Annotated in this window: 12 protein-coding genes; 10 read left to right on the top strand and 2 right to left on the bottom strand. The window is 52.7% G+C overall.

All coding sequences use genetic code 11. The features are described from left to right. Positions 1–46: 46 nt before the first annotated feature. On the bottom strand, positions 47–799 hold the full coding sequence (locus ACN06F_RS12230) for a TlpA family protein disulfide reductase (protein ID WP_433924002.1): 753 nt from the start codon (positions 797–799) through the stop codon (positions 47–49). 169 nt (positions 800–968) lie between these two features. Further along, positions 969–2,738, bottom strand: coding sequence for a sugar phosphorylase (locus ACN06F_RS12225; RefSeq protein ID WP_433924001.1), 1,770 nt, complete (start codon positions 2,736–2,738; stop codon positions 969–971). A 237-nt stretch (positions 2,739–2,975) separates the two neighbouring features. On the opposite strand from ACN06F_RS12225, the gene nrdR reads away from it, so the two are divergent. The 10 genes from nrdR to ACN06F_RS12175 all read left to right on the top strand — a co-directional run bounded on the left by nrdR (position 2,976) and on the right by ACN06F_RS12175 (position 14,713). Continuing rightward, positions 2,976–3,479 (top strand): transcriptional regulator NrdR, encoded by a 504-nt coding sequence (nrdR, locus tag ACN06F_RS12220; protein ID WP_038486078.1) that lies wholly within the window; start codon positions 2,976–2,978, stop codon positions 3,477–3,479. Continuing rightward, positions 3,479–4,645 (top strand): bifunctional diaminohydroxyphosphoribosylaminopyrimidine deaminase/5-amino-6-(5-phosphoribosylamino)uracil reductase RibD, encoded by a 1,167-nt coding sequence (gene ribD, locus ACN06F_RS12215; RefSeq protein ID WP_433924000.1) that lies wholly within the window; start codon positions 3,479–3,481, stop codon positions 4,643–4,645. Before nrdR ends, ribD begins: the two co-directional genes overlap by 1 nt. Before the next feature lie 72 nt (positions 4,646–4,717). Next, positions 4,718–5,884, top strand: a complete 1,167-nt coding sequence (gene ribBA, locus ACN06F_RS12210; RefSeq protein ID WP_125749972.1) for a bifunctional 3,4-dihydroxy-2-butanone-4-phosphate synthase/GTP cyclohydrolase II — start codon at positions 4,718–4,720, stop codon at positions 5,882–5,884. Between the two features lie 4 nt (positions 5,885–5,888). Next, complete coding sequence (ribH, locus tag ACN06F_RS12205; protein ID WP_009721753.1) at positions 5,889–6,377, top strand: 6,7-dimethyl-8-ribityllumazine synthase; 489 nt, start codon at positions 5,889–5,891, stop codon at positions 6,375–6,377. Further along, complete coding sequence (gene nusB, locus ACN06F_RS12200) at positions 6,374–6,877, top strand: transcription antitermination factor NusB (RefSeq protein ID WP_009721754.1); 504 nt, start codon at positions 6,374–6,376, stop codon at positions 6,875–6,877. The genes ribH and nusB overlap by 4 nt, the downstream gene beginning before the upstream one ends. A gap of 35 nt (positions 6,878–6,912) precedes the next feature. After that, positions 6,913–7,890, top strand: coding sequence for a thiamine-phosphate kinase (gene thiL / locus ACN06F_RS12195; protein ID WP_433923999.1), 978 nt, complete (start codon positions 6,913–6,915; stop codon positions 7,888–7,890). Further along, positions 7,887–8,360 (top strand): phosphatidylglycerophosphatase A family protein, encoded by a 474-nt coding sequence (locus ACN06F_RS12190; protein WP_083006254.1) that lies wholly within the window; start codon positions 7,887–7,889, stop codon positions 8,358–8,360. Before thiL ends, ACN06F_RS12190 begins: the two co-directional genes overlap by 4 nt. A gap of 127 nt (positions 8,361–8,487) precedes the next feature. Then, a complete protein-coding gene (locus tag ACN06F_RS12185) occupies positions 8,488–9,741 on the top strand; it encodes a DUF945 family protein (protein ID WP_433923998.1) in 1,254 nt (417 codons plus the stop codon). Positions 9,742–9,943: 202 nt separating this feature from the next. After that, positions 9,944–12,403: an endopeptidase La gene (gene lon, locus ACN06F_RS12180; protein ID WP_433923997.1), complete on the top strand. Its 2,460-nt coding sequence runs from the start codon at positions 9,944–9,946 to the stop codon at positions 12,401–12,403. Positions 12,404–12,553: 150 nt separating this feature from the next. Next, complete coding sequence (locus ACN06F_RS12175; protein WP_433923996.1) at positions 12,554–14,713, top strand: methyl-accepting chemotaxis protein; 2,160 nt, start codon at positions 12,554–12,556, stop codon at positions 14,711–14,713. Positions 14,714–14,730: the final 17 nt, after the last annotated feature.

Raw genomic sequence — 14,730 nt, 5'->3', positions numbered from 1 at the left:
GAGCACTGTAATTCGTTGATGTTATGGGCAAAGGTAGGAGGCTGTCTCAGCGCAAACGTTCCAAGCCTTGTTGAAGAGTTGCTCGAGAAAGTTCGCCAAAATGCGTGTTCACGAGTTTTCCTTCTGCGTTATAAAAAAGGGTAGTGGGCATGGCGTGAGCACCCGTTGCGCTCCCTAATGCATTGTTTTGGTCAAGCCACACATTATCGAGTGAGAGGTCATGTTGATTCATAAATGTCTCAATGTGCTGGGCGCTTTCCCCCTGATTAACAAACACAAATGTGATGTCCTGCTCGGTATTTTGAGCTTCCTCAAAAACAGGCATTTCACGAATACAAGGGGGGCACCAGCTCGCCCAAAGATTAACAACAAGAGGCTGCTGCGTTTGCTTGGCAAGTTGTGGCAGGTTGGCAGAGTGGCCGTTCCGGTCTAATAAAGCAGTGTGTGGTAGTGGGCGCGATTGTTGTTCAATTAATAGAGTGCTACCAACTAGCATCCCCCATGTGAAAATTCCCGCAAGTAAAGCACCGCTTAAAGGCCAGCGTTGGCGAGAAGAGCGCCATAGAACCCAACTCGCGTAACCGAGTCCAGCAATAAGACCGGCCGCTAAATCAAAGCCACCGTCACGAATATCTAATCGGGAAATAATACCGTCATACGCTTCCCAGTAACGCACTACAAACACTACTCGCGCAGCCAGGAGAGCAATAAAAAATATCGTTATAAGCGTATCGTTGACCGCTACGCTATGTCGCCGCCCTAGTAACGCCCCCACCAAAAGCGCTATCAGAAATGTCACTATTAAAACTAGCTGATGGAGGCTGAAGCCCAAAGGGCCAATTGCAATGCTTTGTTGCAGCATAATTAACTATTATCTCAGTCAATGTTGAATGCTGCAGTATCTCAGCAGTCGATTATTTGACGATTATATTGCCTAATTGCTGAGACATTATGCCGCAATGCACCTTTCACGTGTCTGTCACCATCCATCTTATTGTATAGGGAGGAAGCGCGGTTTCCTCCAGGGCGTTTTGCAGATCTAAAGCACGCCAAGCATGTTGGCTAAGTGCCTGCTCAAGTGCTTCTCCTACATTATCTAATGGCAGTAGCGTATCGGTGACATTAAACAGGGCAAGCAGTCGGCGGCCGTCGCTTAGCGGGCCTCGCTCAATGGCTAACACGTCAGGCGGCGTGGTCAGTACGCGTTGTGTGGCGTTGGGGTGGAAGCAGGGCTCTGTGCGCCGAAGTTCCAGCAAGCGGCTAAGCGCATGAAACACATCGTGAGTCGGCGTTGAGGGGCTTTCGAGTAACAGTGCTAGCTCATCACGCTGCCAGCGGCGTCGATTAATTGAGCGCAATCGGCCGCTGCGCTCCACTCCTTCGACATCGTTAAGCGTGCCGGTCAATGTATGAATATAGAGGGCGGGAATGCCCTGGAGCGTCAGCATAATAGCTTGGCTGCACAGGAAGCGGGCAATTTGCCAGGGGTCTGGTCCTCTGCGCGTGCCGCGCATGGCCTCAAACCAAGTAATATTGATTTCGTAGGGCGAGTCACTGCCATCGGGATTGCTCCGCATGCTGACAAAGCCACCAAAGCGATGCATCAGTTCTAGCAGTGCATCTCGCTCATGATCGGGTAGCACCCCTTCTAAAGGGCGCACGCCAATACCATCATGGCTCGCGGTGAAGTTTAAATAGGTGCAGTGTCTGGGCAATATCGGCAGGCTGGAAAGCCATGTTTGAAGGGTAGTGGCTTCACCGCGGGTGAGTGTATGCAATAGCAGTGGTGGTAGGGCAAATTGATAGACCATATGGGCTTCGTCAGGCGCCCCATTGGCTAACCGTTCTAGGCCAAAGTAACTGATATTTTCTGCGTGAGGGACATTGGTCTCGGTAATTATCAGCGTGCCCGGCGCTATTTCATCCACAATGGCGCGCAGTAAACGGACCACCGTATGGGTTTCGGGAAGGTGGATGCATGGCGTTCCCAGACGCTTCCATAAAAATGCCACTGCATCCAGGCGAATGATACGCACGCCCTGTTGGAGGTAAAACAGCAGGATGCCAACAAACTCGAGCAATACGTCAGGATTTTCAAAGTTTAAATCGATCTGATCTTCTGAGAAGGTTGCCCATACATGGCGCGTGCCCCGGCGCGTGGAAATGGGCACTAGCAATGGGCTGCTACGTGGTCGAACCACGCCAGAAACATCGGTTTCTGGGTCTATTTCTATAAAGTAATCACGACCTGGCAAACTTCCGGTTAAATAATCCACAAACCACAGGGATTCGCGAGACACGTGGTTTAGCACTAAATCGCCCATCACGTCATAGTGGCTTGCCAGCTCACGGATATGCTGCCAATCACCTAGCTCTGGATTAACCTCGCGGTAATGAATGACTGAAAAGCCATCATCGCTACTCCAAGGAAAAAAAGGCAGCACATGCACGCCGCTAATACGCTCCCCCAAATAGCGTTGAAGAAACTCATTCAGCACAGCAAGAGGAGGCGTTTCCTCTGCCACAATGGAATCACCGTAGCTAATGACCCATTGATCTTTTTCGCTCCACGTTGGTGCATTATCGCCTTCAGCCGCGGTATTTTCTGTTATGGCTGGCGCCTGTGATGCACTGCGAAAGTGGTCAATGTGTTGTCCAAGACGGCGTTGTACCTCGCTGGCGCGGGGGCCGTAGAGGTGCGAAAGGAAATGGTGGACTGTCTGCTCAAATGGGGTCATAGGGGTTTCCTCTTAAACAACCTACGACAAACGCTGCAGCTTGTGTGCCAAATCGTTACAATGCTAGGTTAACGCCGCGTTTAAAGAAGCGACTATTTTTGCTTGCAAGCGCCCTTAAACTGCATGTCGTTGTAGCGCGTGGCTACTCCGCTGCTAATAAAAGTTCACAATATGCTTATATGTGCCGTTATCCGCACAAGCTGACACGCTGCACGTACTGACAACAGGTTGACTGCCATGCATTGCCCTTTTTGTGGTGCTAATGATACTCGAGTGACCGACTCGCGGCTGGTAGCCGACGGTGACCAGGTGCGCCGTCGTCGCCAATGCGCTAGCTGCCAAGAGCGCTTCACCACGTATGAAACCGCAGAACTGATTATGCCGAGGGTCGTAAAATCCGACGGCTCACGCGAAACCTTTAACGAGAGCAAGCTGCGTGCAGGCATGTTGCGAGCGCTGGAGAAGCGTCCGGTAAGTGCCGAGGCAATAGAAGCCGCCGTTGAGCGTATTCGCCAATCGCTTCGTGCCCGCGGGGACCGCGAAGTAAATGCGCGGGATATCGGTGAGGCCGTTATGAAGGCATTAAGCAACCTGGATCAGGTGGCGTATATTCGCTTTGCATCGGTATATCGTAAGTTTCAGGATTTAGACGAATTTCGCGCTGAGATAGACCGTCTTTCTCAAGATCCTGGCGATCACCCTGCATCAGCCCACAGCGATCCACATCGCGGAGAGGCTTGATGAACGAGTTGATGGAGAGAGGCTTTACCAGCGCTGATCATCAATTTATGGCGCGTGCTCTGCAATTGGCGGCGAAAGGGCTGTATACAACAGACCCCAACCCCCGGGTAGGCTGTGTTATTGTCCGCTACGATCAACACGCGGAAGGGCAAATGGTTGGCGAGGGCTTTCACCTCCGTGCTGGCGAACCTCATGCAGAAATCCACGCGCTTAACGCCGCTGGTGCAAAGGCACAAGGCGCAACGGCTTATGTCACGCTGGAACCTTGTTCCCATACAGGACGCACTGGCCCTTGTGCCGTTGCGTTAGCGGATGCCAACGTTGCCCGCGTGGTGGTCGCAATGGTTGACCCTAACCCTTGCGTTAGTGGGCGCGGTATCAAGCGGCTTCGGGAATCAGGAATTCAGGTAGATGTTGGGCTGTTGGAACAGGATGCCCGTGCGTTAAATCCTGGCTTTATTTCCCGTATGCAGCACAAACGTCCCTTTGTACGCTTAAAAATGGCCATGAGCCTGGATGGCCGCACTGCCATGGGCTCTGGAGAGTCGCAATGGATTACTGGCCCAGAAGCTCGCAGTCAAGTGCAGCGTCTGCGAGCTCGTTCAAGCGCTATTTTGAGCGGCGTTGAGTCCGTCATTATGGATGATTCACGGCTAACAGTGCGCGCAGACCAGTTGGGGCTCGATAACGCGGATACAATTAGTCAGCGGCAGCCACTACGCGTTATTTTGGATTCGCGTCTGCGGTTACCGTTAGCGGCCGCTTGTCTTCGTGAACCAGGCCGCACATTGATTATTACCACTGAACACCACAGTGAAGAAAAACGCCAAAAGCTGGAAGCTGCAGGCGCTGACATTAAGGTACTGCCCGCGGCTCAAGAAGGCCGAATCGACCTCGCAGAGATGCTGAGCTGGTTGGCTGAGCATGAGCTGGTAAATGAGCTGCTGGTTGAAACCGGCGCTACGCTGGCAGGCGCGCTGCTAGATGCAAATGCGGTGGATGAACTGCAGTTATTTGTTGCTCCCACGCTTTTGGGTGGCGAGGCTCGACCACTATTTGCGTTGCCCGGGATGACCCGCATGGCCGACCAAAAGCGTTTAACTATTAAAGAAATTCGAGCCGTTGGGAGTGACTGGCGCATCATCGCTAAACCGTGCACTGACTAGCGCGCCGGGCCAGAGCAAGGTACCCTGACGCGCGAAATCGCATGTGTTGCGACCACTTATTTTGGAGATTCCATGGCGCATTCCTCTTCAGAGGGTTTGTCCCCTATCGCTGAGCTGGTGGAAGATATCCGCCAGGGCAAAATGGTGATTCTCATGGATGATGAGGATCGCGAAAACGAAGGTGATATCATCATGGCGGCCGAAAAAGTTCAGGCCGAGCATATCAACTTCATGGCGCGTTATGCCTGTGGGCTTATTTGTATGCCCATGACTCGCGAGCGTTGCGAGCAGCTAAACCTACCGCTGATGGTGCGTGATAACGGCTCTGGGTTTGGCACTAAGTTTACGCTCTCCATTGAAGCGACCGAAGGTGTGACCACCGGCATCTCAGCAGCTGATCGTGCACGTACTGTTCAAGCAGCAGTGGCGGCGAATGCCAAGCCGACGGATATCGTACAGCCAGGGCATATATTTCCGCTAATGGCTGAACCTGGTGGTGTTCTACGTCGTGCTGGGCATACTGAAGCAGCCTGTGATTTAGCCTCTTTAGCGGGCTGCGACCCCAGCGGCGTCATCTGTGAAATCATGAATGATGATGGCAGTATGGCGCGTCGGCCTGAGCTTGAAGTGTTTGCTAAAAAGCATGGTATTAAAATTGGCACGATTGCCGACTTGATTCACTACCGTATCGTCAATGAACAAACGGTTGATGCGGTTGAAACGACCAGTGTGATGACGGCCCATGGGGAACTGGCGCTGCATGTGTTCCGGGACCGTATACAAGGTGCCCATCATTTGGCGTTAGTTAAGGGGCAACCGACGCCAGAGCAGGCGACAACGGTGCGTGTTCACTTGGCGGATACGCTGCGTGATATCGTAGGGTTAATGAAAGATGAGCAGTGCCGTTGGGATGCCCACCGTGCGCTGGAAGAGATCGCTAATGCGTCTGCAGGGGTCTTTGTGCTGATTGACGATGGTCGTCCTCACCAAGACTTGAAAGATCAACTCGATATTTTTCTGGATCGCGTGCGTCAACCGCGCACCAGCGATTCGGACGGTTCAGGTAACTACTTAACGATTGGTACTGGCTCGCAAATCCTACGCCATTTAGGGGTAGGCAAAATGCGGCTACTCAGCTCACCGTGGAAATTCTCGGCGCTCTCCGGTTTTGATCTCGAAGTTGTCGAGCGTCTAGGACCCAATGACACGGCGTATGAGCCAACTTCTCAGCAGGAATAAATTGATGCAATCCCTTTCGCAAGTTGAAGGCACTTTTGTGGATGTCGATGGCCGTTATGTCATCGTTGTAGGCCGTTTTAACCACCATGTGGTGGATAGCCTGGTGGAAGGCGCTATTGATAGCCTGACACGCCACGGCGTTGATGCGGACAATATTCATCTTGTCCACGTACCTGGTGCTTGGGAGCTACCGCTGGCAGTAAAGCGTGTACTTAACGTCATGAAGCCCGACGCTGTTATCGCTCTGGGCGCTGTTATTCGTGGTGGCACGCCGCATTTTGAATATGTAGCTGGCGGCTGCAACACAGCCATCAACCACCTCCAGCTTGAGTTCGATACGCCGGTAGCAAACGGCGTGTTGACCGTTGAGTCTATCGAACAGGCGATTGAGCGGGCGGGCACCAAAGCGGGTAATAAAGGTACGGAAGCCGCAATGGCCGCGATGGAGATGGTCTCGTTACTGCGAGCATTGCCGCTAGGAGACAACCAATGAGCGAACGTCGTGAGCGTAAGCCCTCTGCCGCGCAGCTAGGGCGCCACGCCGCGCGTGAGTTAGCGGTTCAGGGGATTTACCAGTGGCAAATGACAGGGAAATCGATCACCACTATCGAAGCTGAGTTTCGTAGCCAGGTGGCAGATGATGACCTGGAAGATTACGAAAACTGGGTGAAAGTAATGGAAATCGCTGATAAGGCGCTTTTCCATGAATTGCTGCATAACACGGTCCGGTTCAAAGCGGAGTTAGATCGTGAAATTGCGCCGCTGCTCGACCGACGCCTCGAAGATCTTGATGCTGTTGAGCTAGCCATCCTGCGCTTGGGTGCCTATGAGCTTTCTCGGCGGATGGAAGTACCCTACCGAGTAGTGATTAACGAAGGCGTTGAGCTGGCCAAATCATTTGGTGCCACCGACGGCCATAAATACGTGAACGGCATTCTCGATAAGTTAGCAAATCGCTTACGAAGTGCTGAGGTCAGCGCTCGCCGTCTGTAAGGTGAGCCTCCTGATAATGCGTTTAAGGGGCCTTTGTGCTTGGCGAATTTGAACTGATTCAGCGCTACTTCATGTCGCCGCAGGAGGCGCACGCGACAGCTGGCATAGCGCTTGAAAATGGCGACGATGCAGCGCTTTTGGTGCCCCGAGCAGGTCAGCAGCTTGTGGTCAGCGTTGATACGTCGGTGAGTAACGTGCATTTTCCTCACGATGCGCCAGCGCACGCGGTAGGACATCGCGCGCTGGCGGTGGCGCTCAGCGACTTAGCAGCCATGGGTGCGACGTCTCGTTGGTGCCTGATGGCAATGACGCTGGATAAGAGCGTCTTTAATGACCGCGAAGCTGCTGAACACTGGTTAGCAGGATACGCTGAAGGGTTTCACGCGCTTTGTCAGCAGCACTCCACCGCGCTGGTTGGTGGCGATGTCACCTCTGGGATGCTGACCATCGGTGTTACGGTGATGGGCGAAGTGCCAACTGGCCAAGCGCTAACCCGTTCAGGCGCGCAGGTCGGCGATGCTATCGCCGTGACCGGTGCATTGGGTGGTGGTGCCGGTGGCCTAGCACTTTGGCGCCAGGGCGAACGTGAGCTATCGCACCCACTGCTGACTCGTTATTTGTTGCCGCAACCTCGCTTAGCCGCGGGTGTTGCACTGCGCGGCATTGCAACGGCGGCACTGGACATTTCGGATGGCTTACTGGCAGATTTGTCGCACTTGCGTAAGGCATCTGGCGTAGGCTGTGCACTGGATATCGACGCGCTACCGTTGGCCGCAGGGTTGCAAGAAACGTTAGGCCACGATGACGCAATTAAAGCCGCGCTATCGGGTGGTGATGACTATGAGCTGCTGGTGACACTATCACCCAAAAGTCTCGCTATTGCCCAGCAGCGGCTCGCCGATCTCGGTCTCTCGCTGACGGTGATAGGTCACTGTACCGAAACGCTAGGTGTCACTGGCGTTGCCGCCAGTGACTACGAAGGGTGGCAGCATTTTAGCGGGGAAGCGCCATGAACCGAGCACCAGCGAGCGTTTGGCGTCGGCCAACCCATTTTTTTGCCTTTGGACTAGGCAGTGGTGCGGTGCCCTGGGCGCCTGGCACCTTCGGGACGCTAGCAGCAATCCCATTCTACTGGATGATGGCCGACCTCCCTTTGGCCTGGTATCTCAGCATTGTTTTTGTGGCGTTTGTGGTTGGGGTGTGGTTGTGTGACAAAACTTCCCATGACTTAGGCGTGCATGATCACTCCGGCATTGTTTGGGATGAGTTTGTTGGCTACTGGATAACCATGGCGGCAGTGCCCTTCTCGTGGGAGGCAGCTCTCTGGGGATTCATTGTTTTTCGTATTTTCGATGTCTTCAAACCGTGGCCTATCCGGTGGGCAGACCGGCGTGTTGCCGGTGGATTTGGCATTATGATTGATGACGTTATGGCGGGCATCTACGCGTGGAGTACGATGCATTTATGGTTTTGGCTACACTAATACCCTATCTGCACAAACCGGCAGGTGGGTCACCTATATAGTAAATGGACTTAGCTAATTACTGGGAACTGATCACGCAACGTCGTTGGCGAATGGCTCCAATCGTGGGGGTGTTCAAGGAGATCGCATGCGCAAGGAACGACTGATCGTGCCTATTCTCGCGGCCTTGGTGGTGGCGTGGGTGGTGGCACAACTGCTATCGAGCATCTTGTTTGAACGCAGCCTTCGTCAAGCACTAGAAGATTTGGAAGCGCGAGGGGAGTGGCGCGTTAGTCGGACGGAGAGCCGCCAAGGGTGGTTGACGTCTCAGGGAAAACTGCTTTTATCGCCCTTATTAGGGCGGCCATGGCGGTTAGAGCTTACTTACCGTGCTCGTCATGGTGCGTTAAGTACTGACGTTGAAGGAACGCTACTGCCCCGTTTAGATAGCGTTTTGCAAAAAGCCGTGGGAGAGGTCTCTGCCCCGTCTATACCGCGCTGGCAAGGACGCTACCATACGCTAAGTGGGCACAGTGAACTGCGTCTGGCACTTGCCCCTTTTGTGATCCAGCAAAATGGTCGTGAGCTATCGGTTCGTGGTGCCCGTATGCGCTTAGAAGGCGTATTTGGTGATTGGCGGTTGCGTGCGCTGCTCGACCAGCTCACGCTAACAGATGGCCCCGCTCAATTAACGATGGGGCCTTCGTCTCTTGAAAGCCGTTATACCTACATTGACGATGCCTATCATTTTGCTCAGCGTGACCATCTGCATGTTGAGTCGTTATCGCTTCACTATCCTGCCTATGATATTCGTGTGTCGCCGCTTGATGTTCACAGCCACATGGTACTCGACGAGCAAGAGCTTCGCTTGAATGGCGAACTGATCATTGGCGAGGTGAGCGTCCCAAGCGAAGCGCCCGATACACCTTTGTTAAGCGGTAGGATTGAGGCCGAGCTTTCACGCTTAAATGCGGATGCTGTTCGCGCAACAATCTTGCGTTTGCGGCAAGAAGCCTCATGGGGCGACGCTAGCCTACCAATGGCAGAAGGGCTGCTGGTGCGTTTAGCCCCTGATTTAAAAGGTGTGTTGAGTGACTCACCTCGTTTAGACGTGACAACGATCGCGATTGAAAGTCCGCTGCTAGGTATCAATGTTAATGCAGATGGTGCGCTCTTTTTTGATGCGCGTGGGCTTGATGAGCTTATGATGACGAGGCTGGATAAGCCAGAAGAGCGCGCTCGCTGGTTGGATCGAGTTGATGGTGATTTCACTTGGTACGATGCACCAACCGTGGCAGCGCTTTGGCTAGGCCTACCCCTGGGGACGCAAGAGTTAGAGTTTGATGTTGTTCGTGGCGAATTGCGTGTTAATGGACGTCCAATGCCTCAGCTTTGGCCATAAGCGTTTTGAGCATTACCGTTTTGAGTATCACTGTTTTGAGCATTACTGCTTTCTACTAAACAGCGATGAGCTTTGAAGCTGTTACCACTCTTCGAATACACTGCTACAAATGGTGCCAAGGGTTGAAGTTCACCCCCTGTGCCCACATTCCTTAGACATTGCTAAGCGGATCAATCCGCTAGTCACTGTTATGGGAGGGCGCATGAGCGACCAGGATTACGACCGCGATCACGAACACCTCGATTGGCAGACGGACGATGAGCCCGATGCACCGCAAGACGATACCTCGAACAGTGAAGAGCACCGTTCAGACGGTGAGAAAGTTAATTCGTTAGTGCCTGCTAGCGATATGCTCCCAGAGCGCATCTATTTATTGCCGATTCATAATCGGCCATTCTTTCCCGCTCAGGTACAGCCGCTGGTCATCAACCGCGAGCGCTGGGAAGAAACCATGCGTCGGGTAGGCAATACGCCACACCACACCATAGGCGTTGCCTTTGTTGGCGAACAAGGTGTTGAGTCGTTGGATTACAACGATTTTCCTGAGATTGGCACGGCGGTCAAAGTACATAAACTCCAGAGCGAAGATCAACAGATCCAGTTTATCGCTCAGGGGGTTAAGCGTTTTAAAATTCAGCGCTGGCTGTCTAAAGAGCCGCCTTATCTGGTGGAAGTAAGTTATCCCAAAGAACCAGTCGACGCTGAAAACGAAGAAACACGCGCTTATGCGATGGCCATTATTAACGGCATCAAAGAGTTGCTGCCGATTAACCCACTTTATGGCGAAGAGCTTAAACATTACCTCAATCGCTTTAGTCCTCATGAGCCCGGCCCGCTAACTGACTTTGCAGCCGCTATCACATCTGCCAAAGGCCCTGAACTGCAGGATGTACTCGCCACGCTGTCGGTGGCTGAGCGTATGCATAAAGTTCTTCCGCTGCTGCGTAAAGAAATCGATGTTGCTCAGTTGCAAAGTGAGATCAGTGAGCAGGTAAATGCCCAGATGCAGGAGCGGCAGCGAGAATTTTTCTTGCGTGAGCAGCTTAAGGTTATTCAGCGTGAACTGGGTATTTCCAAAGACGACCGTGAAAACGACGTCGATACGTTTAGGAACCGCCTAGAGTCACTGGTGGTGCCAGAACGCGTCCAAGCGCGTATTGACGATGAACTCAATAAGCTCAGCGTGCTAGAAACCGGCTCGCCAGAGTACGGCACTACTCGTAACTATCTTGATTGGCTCACCTCGTTGCCTTGGGGCGTTACCAGCCAGGACAAGCTTGACTTGGCTCATGCCAGGGAAGTTCTCAACCGCGATCACGACGGCTTACAAGATGTGAAAGAGCGGATTATTGAGTTTCTTGCCGAAGGTACTTTCAAAGGCGATGTAGGTGGCTCGATTGTGCTGCTGGTCGGCCCTCCCGGGGTCGGTAAAACTTCGATTGGGCGCTCTATTGCTGAAGCACTGGGCCGTGAGTTTTATCGTTTCTCTGTGGGCGGGATGCGCGATGAGGCTGAAATTAAAGGTCATCGTCGTACTTACGTTGGCGCAATGCCCGGCAAACTAGTCCAGGCCTTTAAAGAAGTCGAAGTCGAGAACCCTGTGATTATGCTCGATGAGATTGATAAGCTGGGCCAATCATTCCAGGGCGACCCCGCGTCAGCGCTGCTTGAAGTGTTAGACCCAGAGCAAAACGTCGATTTCCTGGATCACTATCTCGATGTGCGCATGGACCTATCCAAAGTGCTGTTCTTGTGCACCGCGAATACTCTGGACTCTATCCCAGGGCCGTTGCTTGACCGTATGGAGCAGATTCGCCTTTCTGGGTATATCGCGGAAGAGAAGCTACAGATCGCTAAGCACCACCTATGGCCGAAGCTGTTGAAACGCGACAACCTGCCTAAGAAGCGTATCAACTTAACGGATGCCGCGCTCAAGCAGGTTATTGACGGCTATGCCCGTGAGGCAGGTGTTCGTCAGCTTGAAAAACAGCTGCATCGTATTGTTCGCAAGGCAGCCGTAAAGCTACTGGAAGAGCAGCTGGAAACGGTAAAAATATCGGTTAAAAACCTGGAAGAGTTCCTGGGAGCACCGCTATTCCGCAAAGAGAAAGTGCTGAAAGGCGAAGGCGTTGTTACCGGGCTTGCCTGGACCTCCATGGGGGGCGCAACTCTGCCTATTGAGGCGGGCAAAGTTCATGCTCTGGATCGCGGTTTTAAACTCACCGGCAAGCTTGGCGATGTGATGAAGGAGTCTGCCAATATTGCTTACAGCTACACGCTGGGCCACTTGCAAGAGTATGGTGCCGATGCCGACTTCTTTGATTCAGCGTTTGTGCATCTGCACGTGCCTGAAGGGGCGACACCCAAAGACGGCCCGTCGGCAGGGGTCACAATGACTACGGCGTTGCTTTCGCTGGCCAAGCATCAGGCGATTAACCGCCCCTTGGCAATGACCGGCGAATTGACCTTAACCGGGCAAGTCTTACCGGTAGGGGGAATTCGAGAGAAAATTATTGCCGCACGCCGCAGCGATATTTTTGAGGTGATACTACCAGAAGCTAATAAGCGTGATTACGAAGAGCTTCCCGATTACTTGAAAGAGGGAATGACGGTGCATTTTGCAAACCGCTATCGTGATGTGGCCAATGTGGTCTTCACGTAGGCGCTTCAATCGATCGTTAAACAACCGTTTAGTTAAGCCGCCGCACCAAAGAGTGCGGCGTTTTTTTAGGGTTATTCAGAGGTTAAATTCCCTTGCAGCAAGTGATAATAGAGGCAAATCAAAATTAAAAGTCCCCTAGGGAGCCTCTGCATGCGCAACAACCAACCCGTCACTCAGCGTGAGTACACGCTTGACGATGAGACTGTGCTGATTTCACGTTCCGATTTGAAGGGCAATGTGACCTACGCTAACGCAGCGTTTGTCGAGGTCAGCGGCTATACCCGTGATGAATTGATGGGAAGCCCTCACAACCTAATTCGCCACCCGGATATGCCGGAAGCAGCTTATGCAGATTTCTGGAAGACGATTAAGTCAGGTGCGAGCTGGCAGGGTACGGTCAAAAATCGTCGTAAAAATGGTGATCATTATTGGGTCACTGCTAGCGTAGCACCGCTCAGGGATGGCGATCGCATCGTAGGGTATACCTCGTTGCGGCGCAAAGCCCCAGCTCAAAGTATTGCGCTGGCAGAAACCGTCTATAAAGAAATACGCGAAAAAGGTAAATCTCGCCGCTACACGCTGGCGCAAGGGGCGCTAAGGCGCCGTGGTGTGGGAGGCTTTTTTGCTCGCTTTCAGTTTAATAGCCTAAAAGCTAAGTTAACGGGTATGGTCGTAGCCTCCATTATTCTAATGGGATTGGCAGGCGGCCTAGGGATGTATGGCTTAATGGTTTCTGGTGAGCGTCTCGATACGTTAAATCGCTCAGGGCTAGAAGCCGTCGCCAATCTTCAGCGAATAGACCGCCAAATCGGACAGGTTGTAACTCAGTTGGAACCTGCTGTTCGTAACCCTCGGCGGGTTGATGTTGATGCAGTTGCCGCATCAATTAGCGAATATTCTCAATCAATACAAACGCTTTGGAACGAGTATCTTACTGACAGCAATGCCGATTCTGAGCGTCTGCAAGCCTTTAGTGCTGGATTAGCGACCTGGGGAAACAGTGTCGATACCACGTTGACGGCGATCAGTGACGCAAATGGCTTTGCTGCTTTCGAAGCTTTTAACGACGGCGTACAACCTACTACAGAGCAGCTAAGAGAGGGCAGTAGCCAGTTAGTAAGCGATGAGCGAGCAAGTGCGGAAGCGCTAGTGAGTCAGGCACAGCAGGGGCGTCAGCAAATGTTGATTGCTCAAGTGGTGTTGATGGTCATTGGTTTGCTGTTGATGGTAGGTCTCAGTACCGTGATTTTAAGGTCAGTGTTGCGCAGCGTAGAAGGGGCGCGACATATTACTTTTCAAATTGCAGCAGGTAATTTGGCTGCTCGCGAACGTCGTGAAACGAAAGACGAGCTGGGCGAGCTGCTCTATTCGTTGGATACCATGCGCTTTAGCTTGGCGAGTATTGTCGGTGATGTAGAACATCGAGTGTCGGTTGTCACGCCTGCTGTTCAGCAAATTGCCGCTGAAAATGAAGAGCTTGCTTCTCGCACCGAGCAGCAGGCGTCATCACTGCAGCAAACGGCCTCTAGTATGGAAGAAATGACGTCCACGGTGCAGCAAAATACTGAGAATGCTCGCCAAGCGACGGAGCTGGCGGTGCAGAATGCCTCAAGCACCCGCGATACCCGAGAGCAAATGCAGCAGTTGGTCGCAAGAATGCAGCGTATTGCCCAAAGTGCTGAAAAAATGGCGGAGATGATTGGCGTCATTGACGGAATCGCTTTCCAAACTAATATCCTGGCACTCAATGCATCGGTCGAAGCTGCACGTGCTGGAGAGCATGGTCGAGGCTTTGCGGTAGTAGCTAGTGAAGTGCGTAACTTGGCGAGCCGTAGTGCTGATGCGGCCCAAGAAATTCGCAAGATGATTGAAAGTACGACGCAAGAGGTCAGTGGCGGCCGTGGCGCGGTCGAGCAAGCTGAGCGAGCCATCGATAATGTGATGCAGCAGGTCAGCCGTGTCAGTGAGCTGATGGAGTCGATTAGCACCGCCTCAAGCGAGCAAAGCAGCGGTATTGGCCAAATTAATTCCGCGATTGCTGAAATGGATAATGTGACTCAGCAAAACGCCACCAAAGTACAAACCATCGCGGCCTCTGCGGATAATTTAGCGCTAGAGACGTTTGAGCTAGCGAATGTAGTGGATGCCTTCCGTCTGGAAGGCGCCCAGGAAGAAAATATTCACTCTGCCCGGGAAAAGCTACAGCAGGTTAATCAAGCGCAGCGTAAAGCATCACTGAAACTGCCTTCAGGCGCTGCGGCAAGAGAAGTGGCTAGTCAAGATCACTCTGCACAGTGGGAGACGTTTTAACTCTGACAAATTGGCAA

This window comes from Vreelandella sp. 21 (genome assembly GCF_050995515.1).
Lineage (GTDB): Bacteria > Pseudomonadota > Gammaproteobacteria > Pseudomonadales > Halomonadaceae > Vreelandella > Vreelandella alkaliphila.
Note: the sequence above shows the minus strand (reverse complement) of the source record. Positions and strands in the feature narration are given on the sequence as shown.

Bases quoted from the DNA above. Each gene is read 5' to 3' on its own strand.
- ACN06F_RS12225 (WP_433924001.1), bottom strand. From the start codon at position 2,738: ATGACCCCATTTGAGCAGACAGTCCACCATTTCCTTTCGCACCTCTAC.
- nrdR (WP_038486078.1), top strand. From the start codon at position 2,976: ATGCATTGCCCTTTTTGTGGTGCTAATGATACTCGAGTGACCGACTCG.
- ribD (WP_433924000.1), top strand. From the start codon at position 3,479: ATGAACGAGTTGATGGAGAGAGGCTTTACCAGCGCTGATCATCAATTT.
- ribBA (WP_125749972.1), top strand. From the start codon at position 4,718: ATGGCGCATTCCTCTTCAGAGGGTTTGTCCCCTATCGCTGAGCTGGTG.
- ribH (WP_009721753.1), top strand. From the start codon at position 5,889: ATGCAATCCCTTTCGCAAGTTGAAGGCACTTTTGTGGATGTCGATGGC.
- nusB (WP_009721754.1), top strand. From the start codon at position 6,374: ATGAGCGAACGTCGTGAGCGTAAGCCCTCTGCCGCGCAGCTAGGGCGC.
- ACN06F_RS12190 (WP_083006254.1), top strand. From the start codon at position 7,887: ATGAACCGAGCACCAGCGAGCGTTTGGCGTCGGCCAACCCATTTTTTT.
- ACN06F_RS12185 (WP_433923998.1), top strand. From the start codon at position 8,488: ATGCGCAAGGAACGACTGATCGTGCCTATTCTCGCGGCCTTGGTGGTG.
- lon (WP_433923997.1), top strand. From the start codon at position 9,944: ATGAGCGACCAGGATTACGACCGCGATCACGAACACCTCGATTGGCAG.
- ACN06F_RS12175 (WP_433923996.1), top strand. From the start codon at position 12,554: ATGCGCAACAACCAACCCGTCACTCAGCGTGAGTACACGCTTGACGAT.